This is a genomic window from Eikenella exigua (genome assembly GCF_008805035.1).
Lineage (GTDB): Bacteria > Pseudomonadota > Gammaproteobacteria > Burkholderiales > Neisseriaceae > Eikenella > Eikenella exigua.
In genome coordinates this window covers 1461322-1476059 of record NZ_CP038018.1, presented here as the reverse complement: position 1 = coordinate 1476059, position 14738 = coordinate 1461322, and the positions used below count along the sequence as shown (strand labels likewise).

Below are 14738 nucleotides of genomic sequence, written 5' to 3'. Positions count from 1 at the left end.
CGGAAGCGCATTTCCAAAGCGGCTGGCTTACCCCCCGCAGAAAGAAATAAGTGCCTTAGCTATAGTGGATATGGGTAAGGCCGATGGCGGCATCATGACAGGTAGTGGCTATACCTTTTATCAAGCACATCTTGCAGGGAGATGCTGTTCAGGTAGCCTTGGATGGTTTGGTTGAGGTTCTCCCATAAATCATGCGTGAGGCAGAGCGCGCCTTTATGGCAGTTGGTTTGGCCGCCGCAGCGGGTGGCATCCAGCTTGTCTTCGGCGGCGTAGATGATTTCGGCAATGTTGATACTACCGGGCTGGCGGCTGAGCAGATAACCACCGCCGGGCCCACGCACGCTTTCTACCAGCCCGGCGCGGCGCAGTTTGCCGAAAAGCTGTTCGAGGTACGATAAGGAAATATTCTGCCGTCCGCTGATAGCATTGAGGCTGACGGGGTTTTCGCACCCGTGCAGCGCTAAATCGAGCATGGCGGTTACGGCAAAACGGCCTTTGGTGGTTAATTTCATAGGACTATGGCCTTGTTGCATCAAGAGGATACGAATTTTCCAATACCCAAGTGATTTAGTCAAGTATAGACACCTTCCGGCATGAAAGCAGGCTACCGGAAAACCTGGTCTAAGCGTTTTCAGGTAGCCTTTGCATCCGGTGCAGGGATTATTGGGCTTTCACCTGCCAAGTGTCGCGCAAACCCACCGTTTTGTTAAACACGGGCTTGCCTTTTGCGTGGTCTTTGCGGTCGGTAACGAAATAGCCCAGCCGTTCGAACTGCCAACGGCTCTCCGCAGGCAAATCGTTGGCAGCGGCTTCAACGTATGCGGTGATTTCTTTAGCCGATTCGGGGTTGAGGAAATCGGTAAACGGCAGGGATGCACCGTCTTCGCCGCGCACGGCATCGGGGCGGGGTTCGGTGAACAGGCGGTCGTACAGGCGCACGGTGGCGGGCACGGCGTGTTCGGCGGAAAGCCAGTGGATAACGCCTTTCACTTTGCGGCCTTCGGGGTTTTTGCCCAAGGTGTCGTAATCCAAGCTGCATTTGAGTTCGACGATGTTGCCGCTGGCGTCTTTCACCACTTCGTCGCACTTTATCACATAACTATAGCGCAGGCGCACTTCGCCGCCGGGTGTGAGGCGTTTCCAGCCTTTGGGCGGGTTTTCGCTGAAATCGTCGGCTTCGATATAGAGCGTGGACGAAATCGGCAGTTCGCGGCTGCCCATGTCTTCGCGGTTCGGGTGATAGGGCGCGGTGCGACTTTCGGCTTGGGCTGTATCGTAGTTGGTGAGCGTTGCCTTGATCGGATTCAACACGGCCATCATGCGCGGGGCGGAGTTTTCCAGCTCTTCGCGAATCGCGCCTTCCAACACGCTCATATCAACGATATTTTCCGATTTGGAAATACCGGCGCGTTTGGCAAACAGGCGCAGGCCTTCGGGCGTGTAGCCGCGGCGGCGCATACCGGAAATGGTGGGCATACGCGGATCGTCCCAGCCGGCAACGTGGCCGTCGGCAACCAATTGGTTCAGTTTGCGTTTGGAGGTGATGGAATACAACAGCTCCAAACGGGAAAACTCGTATTGGCGCGGGCGGGTGGGGTGCGGCGCGGGGATGTTGTCCAATACCCAGTCGTAAAGCGGGCGGTGGTCTTCAAATTCGAGCGTACACAAGGAGTGCGTGATGCCTTCGATGGCATCAGAAATGCAATGCGTGTAGTCGTACATCGGGTAGATGCACCATTTGTCGCCGGTGTTGTGGTGGTGGGCGCGGCGGATGCGGTAGATGACGGGGTCGCGCATATTGATGTTGCCTGCCGCCATATCGATTTTCAGGCGCAGGGTTTTGCTGCCGTCGGGGAATTCACCGTTTTTCATACGTGTGAACAGGTCGAGGTTTTCTTCGATGCTGCGATCGCGGTATGGGCTGTTTTTGCCCGCTTGGGTCAGCGTGCCGCGGTATTCTCGCATTTCTTCGGGCATCAAATCATCCACATACGCTTTGCCGTCTTTGATCAAACCGACGGCGTAGTTATAAAGCTGGTCGAAATAGTTGGAAGCGAAACGCGGCTCGCCCGCCCAATGGAAACCGAGCCACTCAACATCTTCTTTGATGGCATTAACGTATTCGTCGTTTTCTTTTTCAGGGTTGGTATCGTCGAAACGCAGGTTGCACAAGCCGTCGTAAATATAGGCCAAACCGAAATTCAGGCAGATGGATTTGGCGTGGCCGATGTGCAGATAGCCGTTGGGTTCGGGCGGGAAACGGGTTTGGATGGCATTGTGTTTGCCGCTTTTGAGGTCTTCTTCGATGATGGTGCGGATGAAATGGTTGTCGGCGAATTGGTCTTTATTAAGCATGGTTTGGGCTACCTGAAAATAATGATGGTCGGGCGGATTTTACCTGAAAGCGCGGGCGGCTGTCAGATGCGGCGTTGGCTAAAATTTTTCAGGTAGCCTTTGATAACGCAGAGGCTACCTGAAAAACGCGAACCAAAACTAATCGGCCAGCGAAAAATTCGGATGCGCCAGCAGTTCGGCTTTTTTGGCGGCGAAGCCTGCGGCATCGATGGCACGGGTGGCGTGTTCGAGCAGGCGCACACGGAAGCCTTCGGCGAGCGCGTCGGCAATGCTGAAATACACGCAGAAATCGGCAGCCAGCCCCGCCACATCAATATCGGTTACGCCGTGGGCGCGCAAATAGGCGGCAAGCTGGGTGCTGCGACGGCGGCCGTTATCGTAAAACGCGCTGTAGCTGTCGGTGTGCTTGTCCATGCCCTTGCGGAACACGGCGGCGATGGGCGTGGTGTCGAGCTCGGGATGAAACGCCACGCCGCTGCTGCCGGCAATGCAGTGGTCCGGCCACAGCACTTGCTCCAAACCGTGCAGATTGATGACGTCGAACGGCTTTTTACCGGCATGGGCGGAGGCGAAGCTCTCGTGTCCGGCGGGATGCCAGTCTTGAGAGGCCACCACCAGCGGATAGCCGCCGATAATCCGGTTTACCGGCTCGATAATGGCATCGCCTTCGGCCACAGGCAGGCGGCCGCTTGGCATGAAGTCGTTTTGGATATCGACAAGAAGAAGGGCTCGCATAGTTTTCTCCTAAGTTAAATAACTTTCAGGTAGCCTTCTTGCAAACAGGCTACCTGAAAATCCGGCAAGCTACACGCCGCGTAGCAGTTCGTTCACGCTGGTTTTGGCTCGAGTTTGCGCGTCCACTTTCTTCACGATCACGGCGCAGTAGAGGCTGTGCGTGCCGTCTTTAGCCGGCAGGCTGCCCGACACCACCACCGAGCCGGCGGGCACGCGGCCGTAGTGGATTTCGCCGGTTTCGCGGTCGTAAATCTTGGTGGATTGGCCGATATACACGCCCATGGAAATCACGCTGCCCTCTTCCACAATCACACCTTCCACAATTTCGCTACGTGCGCCGATGAAGCAGTTATCTTCAATGATGGTGGGCGCAGCCTGCAACGGCTCGAGCACGCCGCCGATGCCCACGCCACCGCTCAGGTGCACGTTTTTACCGATTTGCGCGCAAGAGCCCACGGTGGCCCAAGTATCTACCATCGTACCCTCGTCCACATAGGCGCCGATGTTCACATAAGAAGGCATCAACACCACGTTTTTGCCGATAAAGCTGCCGCGGCGCGCCACGGCGCCGGGCACGGCGCGGAAACCGGCTACCTGAAACTGCTGCGGAATCCAATCGGCGAATTTGGTGGGCACTTTGTCGAAATATTTGCTCACGCCGTCGCTGGCCACTTCGTTATCGGCAATGCGGAAGGAAAGCAGCACGGCCTTTTTCGCCCACTCGTTCACTTTCCACTGCCCCACGCCCTGCCGCTCGGCCACGCGCAGGCTACCGGAATCGAGCTGATAAATCGTATCGAGCACGGCTTCCTTCACTTCGGCGGAAACATTGTGCGGAGTAATTTCGGCGCGCTGTTCAAACGCGGTTTCGATGATGTTTTGTAGAGACATGGTTTCTCCTTGTGGGTGATGGGTGATACGGCGGATTCACTTCCCTTTTGCCGCGGCATGATAGCCCGCCCGGCATGAAAGCAGGTTTATCCGCCATAGAGTAAGCGGGAGGCTACCTGAAACTTTCAGGTAGCCTGTAATCTGAAACAGCCGATATTGTGCCATGTAACGCGCTTCTTGCGAACCGGTTTCGGCACTCACTCCTCCTTGCCGAACCACGCACCCTGCTGTTGGAGCAGGCGCTGGCCGATGGGTTCGGCAAGTGTTTGTGCGGTCAGGCGGTTTAATTCAGCCTGGAAATCGTTAAAAGCCATCAGCTCCGAGCCGAAACGCGCCAGATGCGGCGTGTCTTGCTGGCAATCGATTAAGGCGATGCCGCAGCGCTGCAAAAACGGCATGGCATGGGCAAAAGCGATTTTCGAGGCATCGTTCTGCCAGGCAAACATCGATTCGCCGAAAAATACCCGACCAATCTGCACGCCATAAAGCCCGCCGGCCAAAAGCAGATGATCGTTTTCATCGGGATACCAGCATTCAAACGAATGCGCATGGCCGATGCGGTGCAGCTCGGTGTAGGCTACCTGAAACGCCGGTGCGATCCAGCTGCCACCCTGATGCGGCCTGGGCGTGGCGGCGCAGGCGGAAATCACGGCGGGGAAGTTTTGGTTGACCGTTACCGCGTAATGCCGATTGCGCATGACCTTGGCCAGCGAGCGGCCGATGTGCAGCCGCTGGGGCCGCAGCACCGTGCGCGGCGCGGTGGCAAACCAAAAAAACAGGCCATCCTCCTCAAACCACGGGAAGATGCCCTGTTGATAAGCTGCCAAAAGCCGCTGTGCCGTTAAATCCCGGCTCACTGCCACCAAGCCATCGTGTTCGGCAATGGCCAAGCGCGGGTCGGGAAACTGCAAACAGCCTTCCGGTAGCAAAGGAATATTTTGAGCCATAGAGGCTACCTGAAAATATTGCTGCCTGCTTTATAGATAGTGTTTCTACTGACAATTGCCGCACACACCATACAGATACAGCGCGTGGTCTACAATGAGGTAACCGTTTTCTTCGGCAATTTTGCCTTGCAAGTTTTCGATGGTGGGGTTGTGAAACTCGGTAACTTTGCCGCATTTCACGCACACGATGTGGTCGTGGTGGTCGCCCTTGTTTAGCTCGTACACCGCTTTACCGCTCTCGAAATGGTGGCGCAACAAAATATCGGCCTGTTCGAACTGGGTTAAAACGCGGTAAATGGTGGCCACGCCGATTTCAACGCCTTCTTCCAAAAGGATGCGGTACACATCTTCCGCACTCAGGTGCTCTTCGGCATGGGTTTCAAACAAATCCAAAATCTTCAAACGCGGGCCGGTTACTTTCAGGCCGCTGCCTTTGAGTTGTGCAATATTGTTTTCCATGATGTATGATGTTCTGTCGCTCAAATTTGTCAACAACCGTTATAATACGCATTTTTAAGGCACTTGCCCACCTTTAAATTACTCAGCCGGGGCGGTGCGCGATTTATCTTGAAAGGCATATTTGTGAATAAATCCGTTTATTTGGCCTTGGCTGCCTGCATCGGTTTGGCCGCGTGCAGCACCGAACGTCTCGCCCGCTTCCCCTCCTACAAACTCACCATAGTGCAGGGCAACGAGCTCGATTTGCAGGCCGTTGCCTCGCTGCACCAAGGCTTGAGCAAAGAGCAGGTGCAGCATATTCTGGGCACGCCGCTGCTGCGCGACCCGCTGCACGGCAACCGCTGGGACTACGTTTTCGAAGTGAGCCGCGGCGGCAAAGTGCGCGGACGCAAAAACCTCACCCTGTATTTCGATGCAAACGACTCCCTGGTTAGAGCCGAAGGCGATGTGCTGGACGAATTGCGCAAGCAACAACCGCAGCAAGCCGCGCCTGCCGGCCAAACTGCGCAATAATCCCGCTTGAGGAATATCATGTCTGCCACCATTAAAGTTGCCCTGGCCGGCGTGAACGGCCGCATGGGCAAAGTGTTGGTTGAAGCCGTAGCCGCCAATCCACACACCGTGCTTACCGGCGCGCTGGAACACGCAGGCTCCGAAGCCTTGGGCTTGGATGCCGGCCATGCTTCCGGCTTGAAAACAGGCGTAGCCATCAGCAGCGACATCGATGCCGTGCTCGCCAACTGCGACGTGCTCATCGATTTCACCCGTTCCAATGTTTCAGGTAGCCTTTTGCCCCGCTGCGCCGAGCGCGGCATCAAAATGGTTATCGGCACCACCGGTTTTGACGAAGCGGGCAAAGCCGCCATCGCCGCCACCGCCGAACGCACCGGCATCGTGTTTGCCGCCAACTTCAGCATCGGCGTAAACCTCACCTTCCACATCCTCGACACCGTAACCCGCGTGTTGAACGAAGGCTACGACATCGAAATCATCGAAGCGCACCACCGCCACAAAGTGGACGCCCCCAGCGGCACCGCGCTGTGCATGGGCGAAGTGATTGCCCACGCCCTTGGCCGCAACCTGGCCGACTGCGCCGTGTATGGCCGCGAAGGCCACACCGGCACGCGCAGCCCGCAAACCATCGGCTTTGCCACCGTGCGCGGTGGCGACATCGTAGGCGAACACACCGCCCTGTTTGCCGGCGAAGGCGAGCGCGTGGAAATCACCCACAAAGCCTCCAGCCGCATGACCTTCGCCGCCGGCGCCGTACGTGCCGCCGTGTGGCTGCAACAGCAACGCACCGGCCTATACGATATGCAAGACGTATTGGGCTTAAACAACCGTTAAACCCCATCCACACCACCCGAAAAGGAAAGCACATGACCCGCATGGTAAATTGCATCAAGCTGGGCAAAGAAGCGCCCGGCCTCAAATTCCCGCCTCTGCCCAACGATTTGGGCAAGCGCATTTTTGAAAACGTATCGCAGGAAGCATGGGATGCCTGGACGCGCCACCAAACCATGCTCATCAACGAAAACCGCCTCAGCCTGGCCGACCCGCGCGCCCGCCAATATCTGGCGCAGCAAATGGGAAACTACTTCTTCGGCGATGGCGAAGCCGACGTGGTGCAAGGCTATGTTCCGCCTGCCAAATAAACCCATAGCTGTCCGCACAGCATTGAGGCTACCTGAAAAATCCCCCAACCCATTTTCAGGTAACCTTTCCTACCGAAACCCCGGCCCGCCATGATTCCCAGCGAATTCATCGACGAGCTGCTGGTCAAAACCGATATTGTCGACATCATCGACGAGAGTGTGCCGCTGAAGAAAGGCGGCGCCAACTACATGGCCTGCTGCCCGTTCCACAAAGAAAAGACTCCGTCGTTCTCCGTCAGCCCGAGCAAACAGTTCTATCACTGTTTCGGCTGCGGTGCACACGGCACGGCCATCGGTTTCGTCATGGAATACCAAGGGCTGGGCTTCACCGAAGCCGTGCAGTATCTGGCCGACCGTGCCGGCATGGTGGTGCCGCAGCAAAAAGGCCGGCAGGAAAGCCTCGAAGCGCGCGCGCGCCGCAAACAGCGCCAGCAAACCCTGGAAGAAACCACCGCCCAAGCCGCTGCCTTCTACACCCGCGAGCTGGCTGCCAACGAAACGGCAAAAGGCTACCTGAAAAAGCGCGGCCTCTCCGATGAAGTCGCAGCCCACTACGGCCTGGGCTATGCGCCCGACAGCTGGCGGCCGCTGGCGCAAAGTTTCACCCCCTACCCTTCCGAAGCGCTGGTCAACAGCGGCATGGTGATTGAAAAAGACGGCAGCCACTACGACCGCTTCCGCCACCGCATCATGTTCCCCATCCGCAACAGCAGCGGGCAGGTTATCGGCTTCGGCGGCCGCGTGTTGGACGACTCCAAACCCAAATACCTCAACTCGCCCGACACCCCGCTGTTCGATAAAGGCAAAAACCTCTACGGCCTCTACGAAGCCCGTGCTGCCGTAAAAGAAGCCGGCCGCATCCTGGTGGTGGAAGGCTATATGGACGTGGTTGCACTGGCGCAGTTCGACATCGGCTACTGCGTGGCCGCACTGGGCACCTCCACCACCGCCGAGCACGTTAAAATCCTGATGCGCCAAACCGACAGCATCTATTTCTGCTTCGATGGCGATGCGGCCGGCCGCAAAGCCGCCTGGCGTGCATTGGAAAACGCCCTGCCCCAACTGAAAGACGGCAAATCGCTGCACTTCCTCTTTCTGCCCGAAGGCCACGACCCCGACAGCTATGTGCGCGAACACGGGCGGGAACGTTTTGAAGATATGCTGCTGCACCAAAGCAAGCCGCTTTCCGCCTATTTTTGGGACGCGCTCACCGCCAAGCTCGATTTGCGCAGCCAAGAAGGGAAGGCCGAGCTGGTGAAAACCGCCACCCCGCTGCTCACCCAGATTACCGCCCCCGCCCTCGCCTTCCTGCTCAAGCAGAAACTGAGCAACTTAGTGGGCATCGATCCGGCCAATTTGGCGCATCTGATGGGGCAGGAAGTCCCCAAACGCTACGTTGCCCAGCAACGCTACACCCTGCCACGCCAAACCTTCCGCCAGCCGCAAATGCTGAGCTTGGCGCAACAACAAATCCGCCGCCTATTGATAAATCCGCAATGGGCTACATATATCGACCTACCCGACCATCTGGAACTGGATACCGACCTTGCCTGCCTGAGCGTCATGGCCGCCCATGTGCGCCGCAGCCGCTCGCCGCTATCCAGTGCCGGATTGATGGAAGCCATGCGCAACACCCCCTATTACGGCAATATCAGCCGCATCATGCAGTCCGGTACGGACAGCGCCCACTTTGAGGGGGATGGCGAATCCGACGCACTGAATTTCCAATCAGGCATGCAAAAATTGATGAACGCCTTGAAAACCCAGCAAGTTGAAGCGTTGAAACGCAAACGCATCGAACACGGCTTGAGCGATGACGAAACCAAACTGCTGCTGGAGCTTTTGAGGCGTCCTCCTGCCAACGGCACCATTTAGGCAATGCCGATTACACCGACCTGTGAACAACGAGAGAAACATGTCCGAACAGAACAACCCCGCCACCGAAGAACAAGACGAAAGCAACCGCCCGCTCACGCCGGAGGAGCAAAGGGCACGGCTCAGACAGCTGATTCTGCAAGGTAAAGAACGCGGCTACATCACCTACGCCGAAATCAACGACGCTCTGCCCGACGATATGTCGGATGCCGAGCAGATCGACAATATCGTCAATATGATTTCCGGTCTGGGCATTCAGGTAACCGAAGAAACGCCCGACAGCGAAACCCTGCTGTTGGCCGACAATACGGCCAACATGACCGACGACGATGCCGTTGCCGAAGCCGAAGCCGCCCTCTCCAGCGCCGACTCCGAATTCGGCCGCACCACCGACCCCGTGCGCATGTATATGCGCGAAATGGGGCAGGTGGATTTGCTCACGCGCGAAGACGAAATTGTTATCGCTAAAAAAATCGAAACTGCCCTGCGTAACATGATTCAGGCCATCTCCGCCTGCCCCGGCTCGATTGCTGAAATCCTCGAACTGATTGAAAAGATTCGCAATGGTGAAATCCGGGTGGACGAAGCGGTGGAAGATATTATTGACCCGCACGAAGAGCTGCTTGATGAATTGGGCATCGGTGTGGGAAAAGCCGAAGAGGCGGCTCCCAATACCAATTTGGATGAAAACGAAGACAGCAATGCAGATGAAGAAGATACTGAAGAAGATACTGGCGCCATCTCTGCCGCCAACCTCGAAGAGCTCAAGCAAAAAGTGTTGGCACACTTTGAAAACATCCAAGCTACCTATCAGAAAATGATTGCTGCGCTGCAAAAACACCACAGCCAGCACAAAACCTATCTGAACCTGCGCAACTATATTGCTGATCAACTGCTTAATGTACGCTTTACCACCCGCCAGATTGAAACTCTGAGCAACAATCTGCGCACTCGCGTAGATAGCATCCGCCGCCTGGAACGCGAAATCCGCGACATCTGTCTCAACCGTGTACACATGGATCGCGATTACTTTATCAACAATTTCCTGTCCAATATTACCGATTTAAATTGGGTGGAAGCCGAAATCAGCAAAAACCATGTGTGGAGCGAGGCCCTGAGCCGTTTCCAATATGCCATCATCGAAAAGCAGAATATTCTCATCGAACAGGAGAAACACGCGCAGATTTCCATTGCGGAACTGAAAAAAATCAGCAAAAACATGGTGGCGAACGAGAAAGAAACCGCCGCTGCCAAGCAAGAAATGATACAGGCCAACCTGCGCCTAGTAATTTCCATCGCCAAAAAATACACCAACCGCGGCCTACAATTCCTCGATTTGATTCAGGAAGGCAATATCGGTTTAATGAAAGCGGTGGATAAATTCGAATATCGGCGCGGCTACAAATTCTCCACCTACGCTACTTGGTGGATACGCCAAGCCATTACCCGTTCGATTGCCGACCAGGCGCGTACTATCCGCATCCCGGTGCACATGATTGAAACCATCAACAAAATGAACCGCATCTCGCGCCAGTATCTGCAAGAAACCGGTGAAGACCCAGACGCTGCCGAGCTGGCCGAATTGATGGAAATGCCGGAAGACAAGATCCGAAAAATCATGAAGATTGCCAAAGAGCCTATTTCTATGGAAACCCCCATCGGCGACGACGACGACAGCCACTTAGGTGACTTTATCGAAGACGTAAACAATATTGCCCCGGCCGATGCCGCCATGTATTCCGGACTGCGTGAAGCCACCAAAGACGTTTTAGAAAGCCTCACTCCGCGTGAAGCCAAAGTTTTGCGCATGCGTTTCGGCATCGACATGAACACCGACCATACGCTGGAAGAAGTGGGCAAACAGTTTGACGTAACCCGTGAACGCATCCGCCAAATCGAAGCCAAAGCTCTGCGCAAACTGCGCCATCCCACCCGCAGCGACCGCTTGCGCAGCTTCCTAGACAGCGAGGAAAACAAGCAGTAATCCTTGCTAGGCCGGCGGCTTGTCGGTACAATGCCGCCCTTTCTAGCCGGGTCTGTAGCTCAGGGGTTAGAGCAGAGGACTCATAATCCTTTGGTCGCTGGTTCGAGACCAGCCAGACCCACCAAAAATAGCCAGCAGGCTGCATGCAGTTGCAGCCTGTTTTCTATTGCAACAGCCTAAAAGCACGGTTTCTCCACCCTGCTGTATGGCCAAATGAGACAAATCGGCGAACCAACACAGTACCCTTCCTATTTGGAACAGCTACACAAAATAATGCTGTTCAAATTCGCAAAAAACCTGTATAGTGCGCGCTTCCTAAACTGGAAGCGTGGCAGAGTGGTTTAATGCAGCGGTCTTGAAAACCGTCGTGGGTTAGGCCCACCGTGAGTTCGAATCTCACCGCTTCCGCCAAATTGAAAAACCTTTGTTGCGAAACAAAGGTTTTTTATTACCTTTTGCTCTCTTGCAAAAGGCTGCCTGAAAGTGCAGTTTCACGAAGTGAGTTTTAATTGCGTTGCAGCTGTGATTTCAGGTAGCTCCATTTTTATTTCAGGTGCCTTTTCCTTATTCCAACTACCTATCCAGCCTCTGTTGTACCATTTCGGCGGCAGGGCGGCGCTTTGGTGCGGTTGTTCGCGCAAGGTTTCTGCGAAGCTAAAATGAAAAAGGCTACCTGAAAATCTTGCATTTGGTATCTTCAGGTAGCCTTTTCGGCAGACTTACTCTTCCGGCTGTTCGCCGTCGGTCTTGTCGCGTTGCCCTTCGGTAATCTCGATATTGATGCCGACTTCCTTGCGGATTTGCGCTTCAATTTCGGCGGCCACTTCCGGATTTTCCTTCAGCCACACACGCACGTTGTCTTTGCCTTGGCCGATTTTATCGCCGTTGTAGCTATACCACGCGCCGGATTTTTTGATGATGCCGACTTTATCGCCCCAGTCGATCAGCTCGCCTTCGCGGCTTACGCCTTCGCCGTAGAGGATGTCGAACTCGGCTTGACGGAATGGCGGCGCTACTTTGTTTTTAATCACTTTCACGCGGGTTTCGTTGCCCAGGATGTCGTCGCCTTTTTTAATCTGGCCGATGCGGCGGATATCGAGGCGCACGGAGGCGTAGAACTTGAGCGCATTGCCGCCGGTGGTAGTTTCCGGGCTGCCGAACATCACGCCGATCTTCATGCGGATTTGGTTGATGAACACCACCAAAGTGTTGGTTTTCTTAATGTGGCCGGTGAGCTTGCGCAAGGCCTGGCTCATCAGGCGGGCTTGCAGGCCCACGTGGCTGTCGCCCATTTCGCCTTCGATTTCTGCTTTCGGCACCAGCGCGGCCACGGAGTCGATCACCACCATGTCCACACCGCCGGAACGCACCAGCATATCGCAGATTTCCAGCGCCTGCTCGCCCGTGTCCGGCTGCGACACCATCAACTCTTCCACCTTCACGCCCAGCTTGCGCGCGTAAATAGGGTCGAACGCGTTTTCCGCATCGATAAAGGCACACACGCCGCCGTTTTTCTGACATTGTGCGATAGTTTCCAAACACAGCGTGGTTTTACCAGAAGATTCCGGGCCGAAGATTTCCACAATACGCCCGCGCGGCAAACCGCCCACGCCCAGCGCCAAATCCACGCCCAAAGAGCCGGTGGAAATCACTTCCAAGTTTTTATCCTGATGGCTGCCGTCCATCTTCATGATGGCGCCTTTGCCGAAATTCTTTTCAATCTGCGCCAGCGCGGCGGCTAGAGCTTTTTTCTTATCGTCTTCAGGAGTAGACGCTTTATCTGCCTTGTTTTTTGCTTCTGCCATAATCAATCCCTGTTTCTGAAGTGTGAATAAATCTAGTGGATTATCGCACAAAGCACAGCCCCTGTGTTTGCCGGAAAGCGGTTGAAACTTGAGCGCCCCGCCTGATGCTGGCAATATAGCACCATTTGATCCACACATTGCAGACACCCAACATGACCCAATCCGATGCCCAACACGAACAACACCCGCGCAGTATCAAATCCTTCGTTTTGCGCCAAGGCCACATGACTCCCGCCCAACAGCGCGCCATCGATGAAAACTGGCCGCGCTTCGGCTTGGATTTTCAACACGCGCCTATTGATTTAAACGCCGCCTTCGGCCGAGAAGCCCCGAAAATCCTCGAAATCGGCTTCGGCATGGGCACCGCCACCGCCGAAATCGCCCAAAGGCTACCTGAAAAAGATTTTCTCGCCATCGATGTGCACGGCCCCGGCGTGGGAAATTTGTGCAAACTCATGGCCGAGCAGGATATTGCCAATATCCGCGTGATGCGCCACGATGCCGTGGAAGTGGTGGAAACCATGCTGCCCGATGCCTGCTTGAGCGGCATCCACATCTTCTTCCCTGACCCTTGGCACAAAAAACGCCACCACAAACGCCGCCTGATTCAAGCCCCCTTCGTGGCCAAACTGCTGCCCAAACTCAAAAGCGGCGGCTATATCCACCTCGCCACCGACTGGGAAGAGTACGCTGTGCAGATGCTGGAGGTGTTGGGCAGCTTACCTGAGCTGCAAAACACCGCCGAAGCCTACGCCCTCACTCCCGCCTACCGCCCCGAAACCAAATTTGAAGCACGCGGCAAACGGCTCGGGCATGGTGTGTGGGATTTGGTGTTTGAAAAACGCTGATGAGTGGGTTTCAGGTAGCCGTTGGTTTACCATAGCTAAAACCCTTACTCTCTTCATGCCGCGTTGGCTTGGCTTGCCGTATTACTCATACTGCCTGCGGTTCGCCGCCTGGTATAAAAAAATAATTGTTTCAGCTATAATCTTGCGCCCACACACTAGCATTTGCATACCCAACTCAAAAAAAGCTACCTGAAAACGAATGAAGTAAGTTTCAGGTAATTTCTTGACCATACCCTCAAATCTTCCCCAACCATGCCCTTCACCCTTGCCCACCCCGTTGCCATGCTGCCCTTTGCCCGCCGCCGCGTTCACTTCCTGGCCATGGTTATCGGCAGCCTCGCACTGGATTTTGTGTATTTCCTGCACGGCTGCGCAGTGCCGGGCGGGCATGGTTTGGCCAATCTGCTGTGGCCAAACCTGCCGCTGTGTTTCGCCATCTACGCGCTCTATCTCGCCTTATGGCACCACACTTTGCGCAACTTCCTGCCCAACTGCCCCAACGCGGCTTACAGGCTACCTGAAAATACCTTAGCCGCCGCACCGCAAAAACGCCGCCAAATGGCGGCTGTGCTGTTTGCCTTTATGGGCAGCGCTCTGTTCGGCATGGCCACCCATCTGTTTTTGGATACCTTCACCCACTCGACCGGCTGGTTTGTACAGCATTTTGCCCCGCTGCAGCAGCTGGTGCTCGCCCTGCCAGCTTATAAGTGGCTGCAATATGGCGGCGGTGTGCTCGGCTTGGGCGGCTGCCTGCTGTTTGCGCTCTATACCGCCCGCCGTCGGCCGCACCGCTCAGCCAAAACCGTGCAGCAGAAAAGCCTCTTCATGGGCAGGCTGCACCCTGCTGACGTTCTCCGGCTGGGCACTTTGGCAAACCGCTGTCCCCGTACCGCTGGCCCATGCCGCTACGCAAACAATCTGCCTCATCGACTGCGGCGTGCTCAGATTATTACTACTCTGCACGGCGCTTTGCTTTCAGGTATCGCTAACGCACTTCTCTTCTCTTACTGCGTTGGCTCGTCTTGCTGTACTTTTGTACTGTTTACGGCTCATGGTCTGGTAGGAGAAGATGTTGCTTCAGCTATAGCCTGAATGGAGTTGAGAGAGGCAGGATGTTTGTTTGACGCTGGAGCCTGTTCCATAAGTTTGGCTGCATGCAGGCGCTTTATAGTACAGTGCAGCCA

Annotated in this window: 14 protein-coding genes and 2 tRNA genes; 9 read left to right on the top strand and 7 right to left on the bottom strand. The window is 55.5% G+C overall.

What is annotated here, in order from left to right; translation table 11 throughout:
- Positions 1-92 precede the first annotated feature (92 nt).
- The 6 genes from EZJ17_RS07635 to fur all read right to left on the bottom strand — a co-directional run bounded on the left by EZJ17_RS07635 (position 93) and on the right by fur (position 5423).
- Positions 93-512 carry an Rrf2 family transcriptional regulator gene (locus tag EZJ17_RS07635; protein WP_067441032.1) on the bottom strand — a complete coding sequence of 140 codons (420 nt, stop codon included), beginning with the start codon at positions 510-512 and terminating at the stop codon, positions 93-95.
- 148 nt (positions 513-660) lie between these two features.
- A complete protein-coding gene (locus tag EZJ17_RS07630; RefSeq protein WP_067444071.1) occupies positions 661-2355 on the bottom strand; it encodes a glutamine--tRNA ligase/YqeY domain fusion protein in 1695 nt (564 codons plus the stop codon).
- Positions 2356-2493: 138 nt separating this feature from the next.
- Complete coding sequence (gene pncA / locus EZJ17_RS07625; protein ID WP_067441026.1) at positions 2494-3090, bottom strand: bifunctional nicotinamidase/pyrazinamidase; 597 nt, start codon at positions 3088-3090, stop codon at positions 2494-2496.
- A 69-nt stretch (positions 3091-3159) separates the two neighbouring features.
- Positions 3160-3981 (bottom strand): 2,3,4,5-tetrahydropyridine-2,6-dicarboxylate N-succinyltransferase, encoded by an 822-nt coding sequence (gene dapD, locus EZJ17_RS07620; RefSeq protein ID WP_067441023.1) that lies wholly within the window; start codon positions 3979-3981, stop codon positions 3160-3162.
- A 197-nt stretch (positions 3982-4178) separates the two neighbouring features.
- A complete protein-coding gene (gene aat / locus EZJ17_RS07615; RefSeq protein WP_067444069.1) occupies positions 4179-4928 on the bottom strand; it encodes a leucyl/phenylalanyl-tRNA--protein transferase in 750 nt (249 codons plus the stop codon).
- Between the two features lie 45 nt (positions 4929-4973).
- The gene (gene fur / locus EZJ17_RS07610; RefSeq protein ID WP_185737504.1) at positions 4974-5423 is read right to left on the bottom strand and encodes a ferric iron uptake transcriptional regulator; all 450 of its coding nucleotides are present in this window, start codon (positions 5421-5423) and stop codon (positions 4974-4976) included.
- A gap of 87 nt (positions 5424-5510) precedes the next feature.
- Between fur and EZJ17_RS07605 the strand changes: the two genes are divergently transcribed.
- The 7 genes from EZJ17_RS07605 (at position 5511) to EZJ17_RS07575 (ending at position 11312) form a co-directional block, all read left to right on the top strand.
- The gene (locus tag EZJ17_RS07605; protein WP_067441013.1) at positions 5511-5900 is read left to right on the top strand and encodes an outer membrane protein assembly factor BamE; all 390 of its coding nucleotides are present in this window, start codon (positions 5511-5513) and stop codon (positions 5898-5900) included.
- 18 nt (positions 5901-5918) lie between these two features.
- Complete coding sequence (gene dapB / locus EZJ17_RS07600) at positions 5919-6734, top strand: 4-hydroxy-tetrahydrodipicolinate reductase (RefSeq protein WP_067441010.1); 816 nt, start codon at positions 5919-5921, stop codon at positions 6732-6734.
- Positions 6735-6766: 32 nt separating this feature from the next.
- Complete coding sequence (locus EZJ17_RS07595; protein ID WP_067441008.1) at positions 6767-7042, top strand: oxidative damage protection protein; 276 nt, start codon at positions 6767-6769, stop codon at positions 7040-7042.
- A 90-nt stretch (positions 7043-7132) separates the two neighbouring features.
- The gene (gene dnaG / locus EZJ17_RS07590) at positions 7133-8917 is read left to right on the top strand and encodes a DNA primase (protein WP_067441005.1); all 1785 of its coding nucleotides are present in this window, start codon (positions 7133-7135) and stop codon (positions 8915-8917) included.
- A 40-nt stretch (positions 8918-8957) separates the two neighbouring features.
- A complete protein-coding gene (gene rpoD, locus EZJ17_RS07585; protein ID WP_067441002.1) occupies positions 8958-10901 on the top strand; it encodes an RNA polymerase sigma factor RpoD in 1944 nt (647 codons plus the stop codon).
- Between the two features lie 48 nt (positions 10902-10949).
- Positions 10950-11025: transfer RNA gene (locus tag EZJ17_RS07580), tRNA-Ile, on the top strand.
- Between the two features lie 198 nt (positions 11026-11223).
- Positions 11224-11312, top strand: a tRNA-Ser gene (locus tag EZJ17_RS07575).
- Between the two features lie 308 nt (positions 11313-11620).
- Here the strand turns inward: EZJ17_RS07575 and recA are convergent.
- Positions 11621-12706 carry a recombinase RecA gene (gene recA / locus EZJ17_RS07570; protein ID WP_067444062.1) on the bottom strand — a complete coding sequence of 362 codons (1086 nt, stop codon included), beginning with the start codon at positions 12704-12706 and terminating at the stop codon, positions 11621-11623.
- Positions 12707-12858: 152 nt separating this feature from the next.
- Here recA and trmB point away from each other — a divergent pair, with 152 nt between their 5' ends.
- Positions 12859-13554, top strand: a complete 696-nt coding sequence (trmB, locus tag EZJ17_RS07565) for a tRNA (guanosine(46)-N7)-methyltransferase TrmB (RefSeq protein ID WP_067444060.1) — start codon at positions 12859-12861, stop codon at positions 13552-13554.
- A 252-nt stretch (positions 13555-13806) separates the two neighbouring features.
- Positions 13807-14646: a DUF4184 family protein gene (locus tag EZJ17_RS07560; protein WP_067444058.1), complete on the top strand. Its 840-nt coding sequence runs from the start codon at positions 13807-13809 to the stop codon at positions 14644-14646.
- Positions 14647-14738: the final 92 nt, after the last annotated feature.

Coding starts and splice junctions, on each gene's coding strand:
- recA (WP_067444062.1), bottom strand. CDS start 12,706: ATGGCAGAAGCAAAAAACAAGGCAGATAAAGCGTCTACTCCTGAAGAC.
- EZJ17_RS07630 (WP_067444071.1), bottom strand. CDS start 2,355: ATGCTTAATAAAGACCAATTCGCCGACAACCATTTCATCCGCACCATC.
- dapD (WP_067441023.1), bottom strand. CDS start 3,981: ATGTCTCTACAAAACATCATCGAAACCGCGTTTGAACAGCGCGCCGAA.
- dnaG (WP_067441005.1), top strand. CDS start 7,133: ATGATTCCCAGCGAATTCATCGACGAGCTGCTGGTCAAAACCGATATT.
- aat (WP_067444069.1), bottom strand. CDS start 4,928: ATGGCTCAAAATATTCCTTTGCTACCGGAAGGCTGTTTGCAGTTTCCC.
- EZJ17_RS07560 (WP_067444058.1), top strand. CDS start 13,807: ATGCCCTTCACCCTTGCCCACCCCGTTGCCATGCTGCCCTTTGCCCGC.
- trmB (WP_067444060.1), top strand. CDS start 12,859: ATGACCCAATCCGATGCCCAACACGAACAACACCCGCGCAGTATCAAA.
- pncA (WP_067441026.1), bottom strand. CDS start 3,090: ATGCGAGCCCTTCTTCTTGTCGATATCCAAAACGACTTCATGCCAAGC.
- EZJ17_RS07635 (WP_067441032.1), bottom strand. CDS start 512: ATGAAATTAACCACCAAAGGCCGTTTTGCCGTAACCGCCATGCTCGAT.
- rpoD (WP_067441002.1), top strand. CDS start 8,958: ATGTCCGAACAGAACAACCCCGCCACCGAAGAACAAGACGAAAGCAAC.
- dapB (WP_067441010.1), top strand. CDS start 5,919: ATGTCTGCCACCATTAAAGTTGCCCTGGCCGGCGTGAACGGCCGCATG.
- EZJ17_RS07595 (WP_067441008.1), top strand. CDS start 6,767: ATGACCCGCATGGTAAATTGCATCAAGCTGGGCAAAGAAGCGCCCGGC.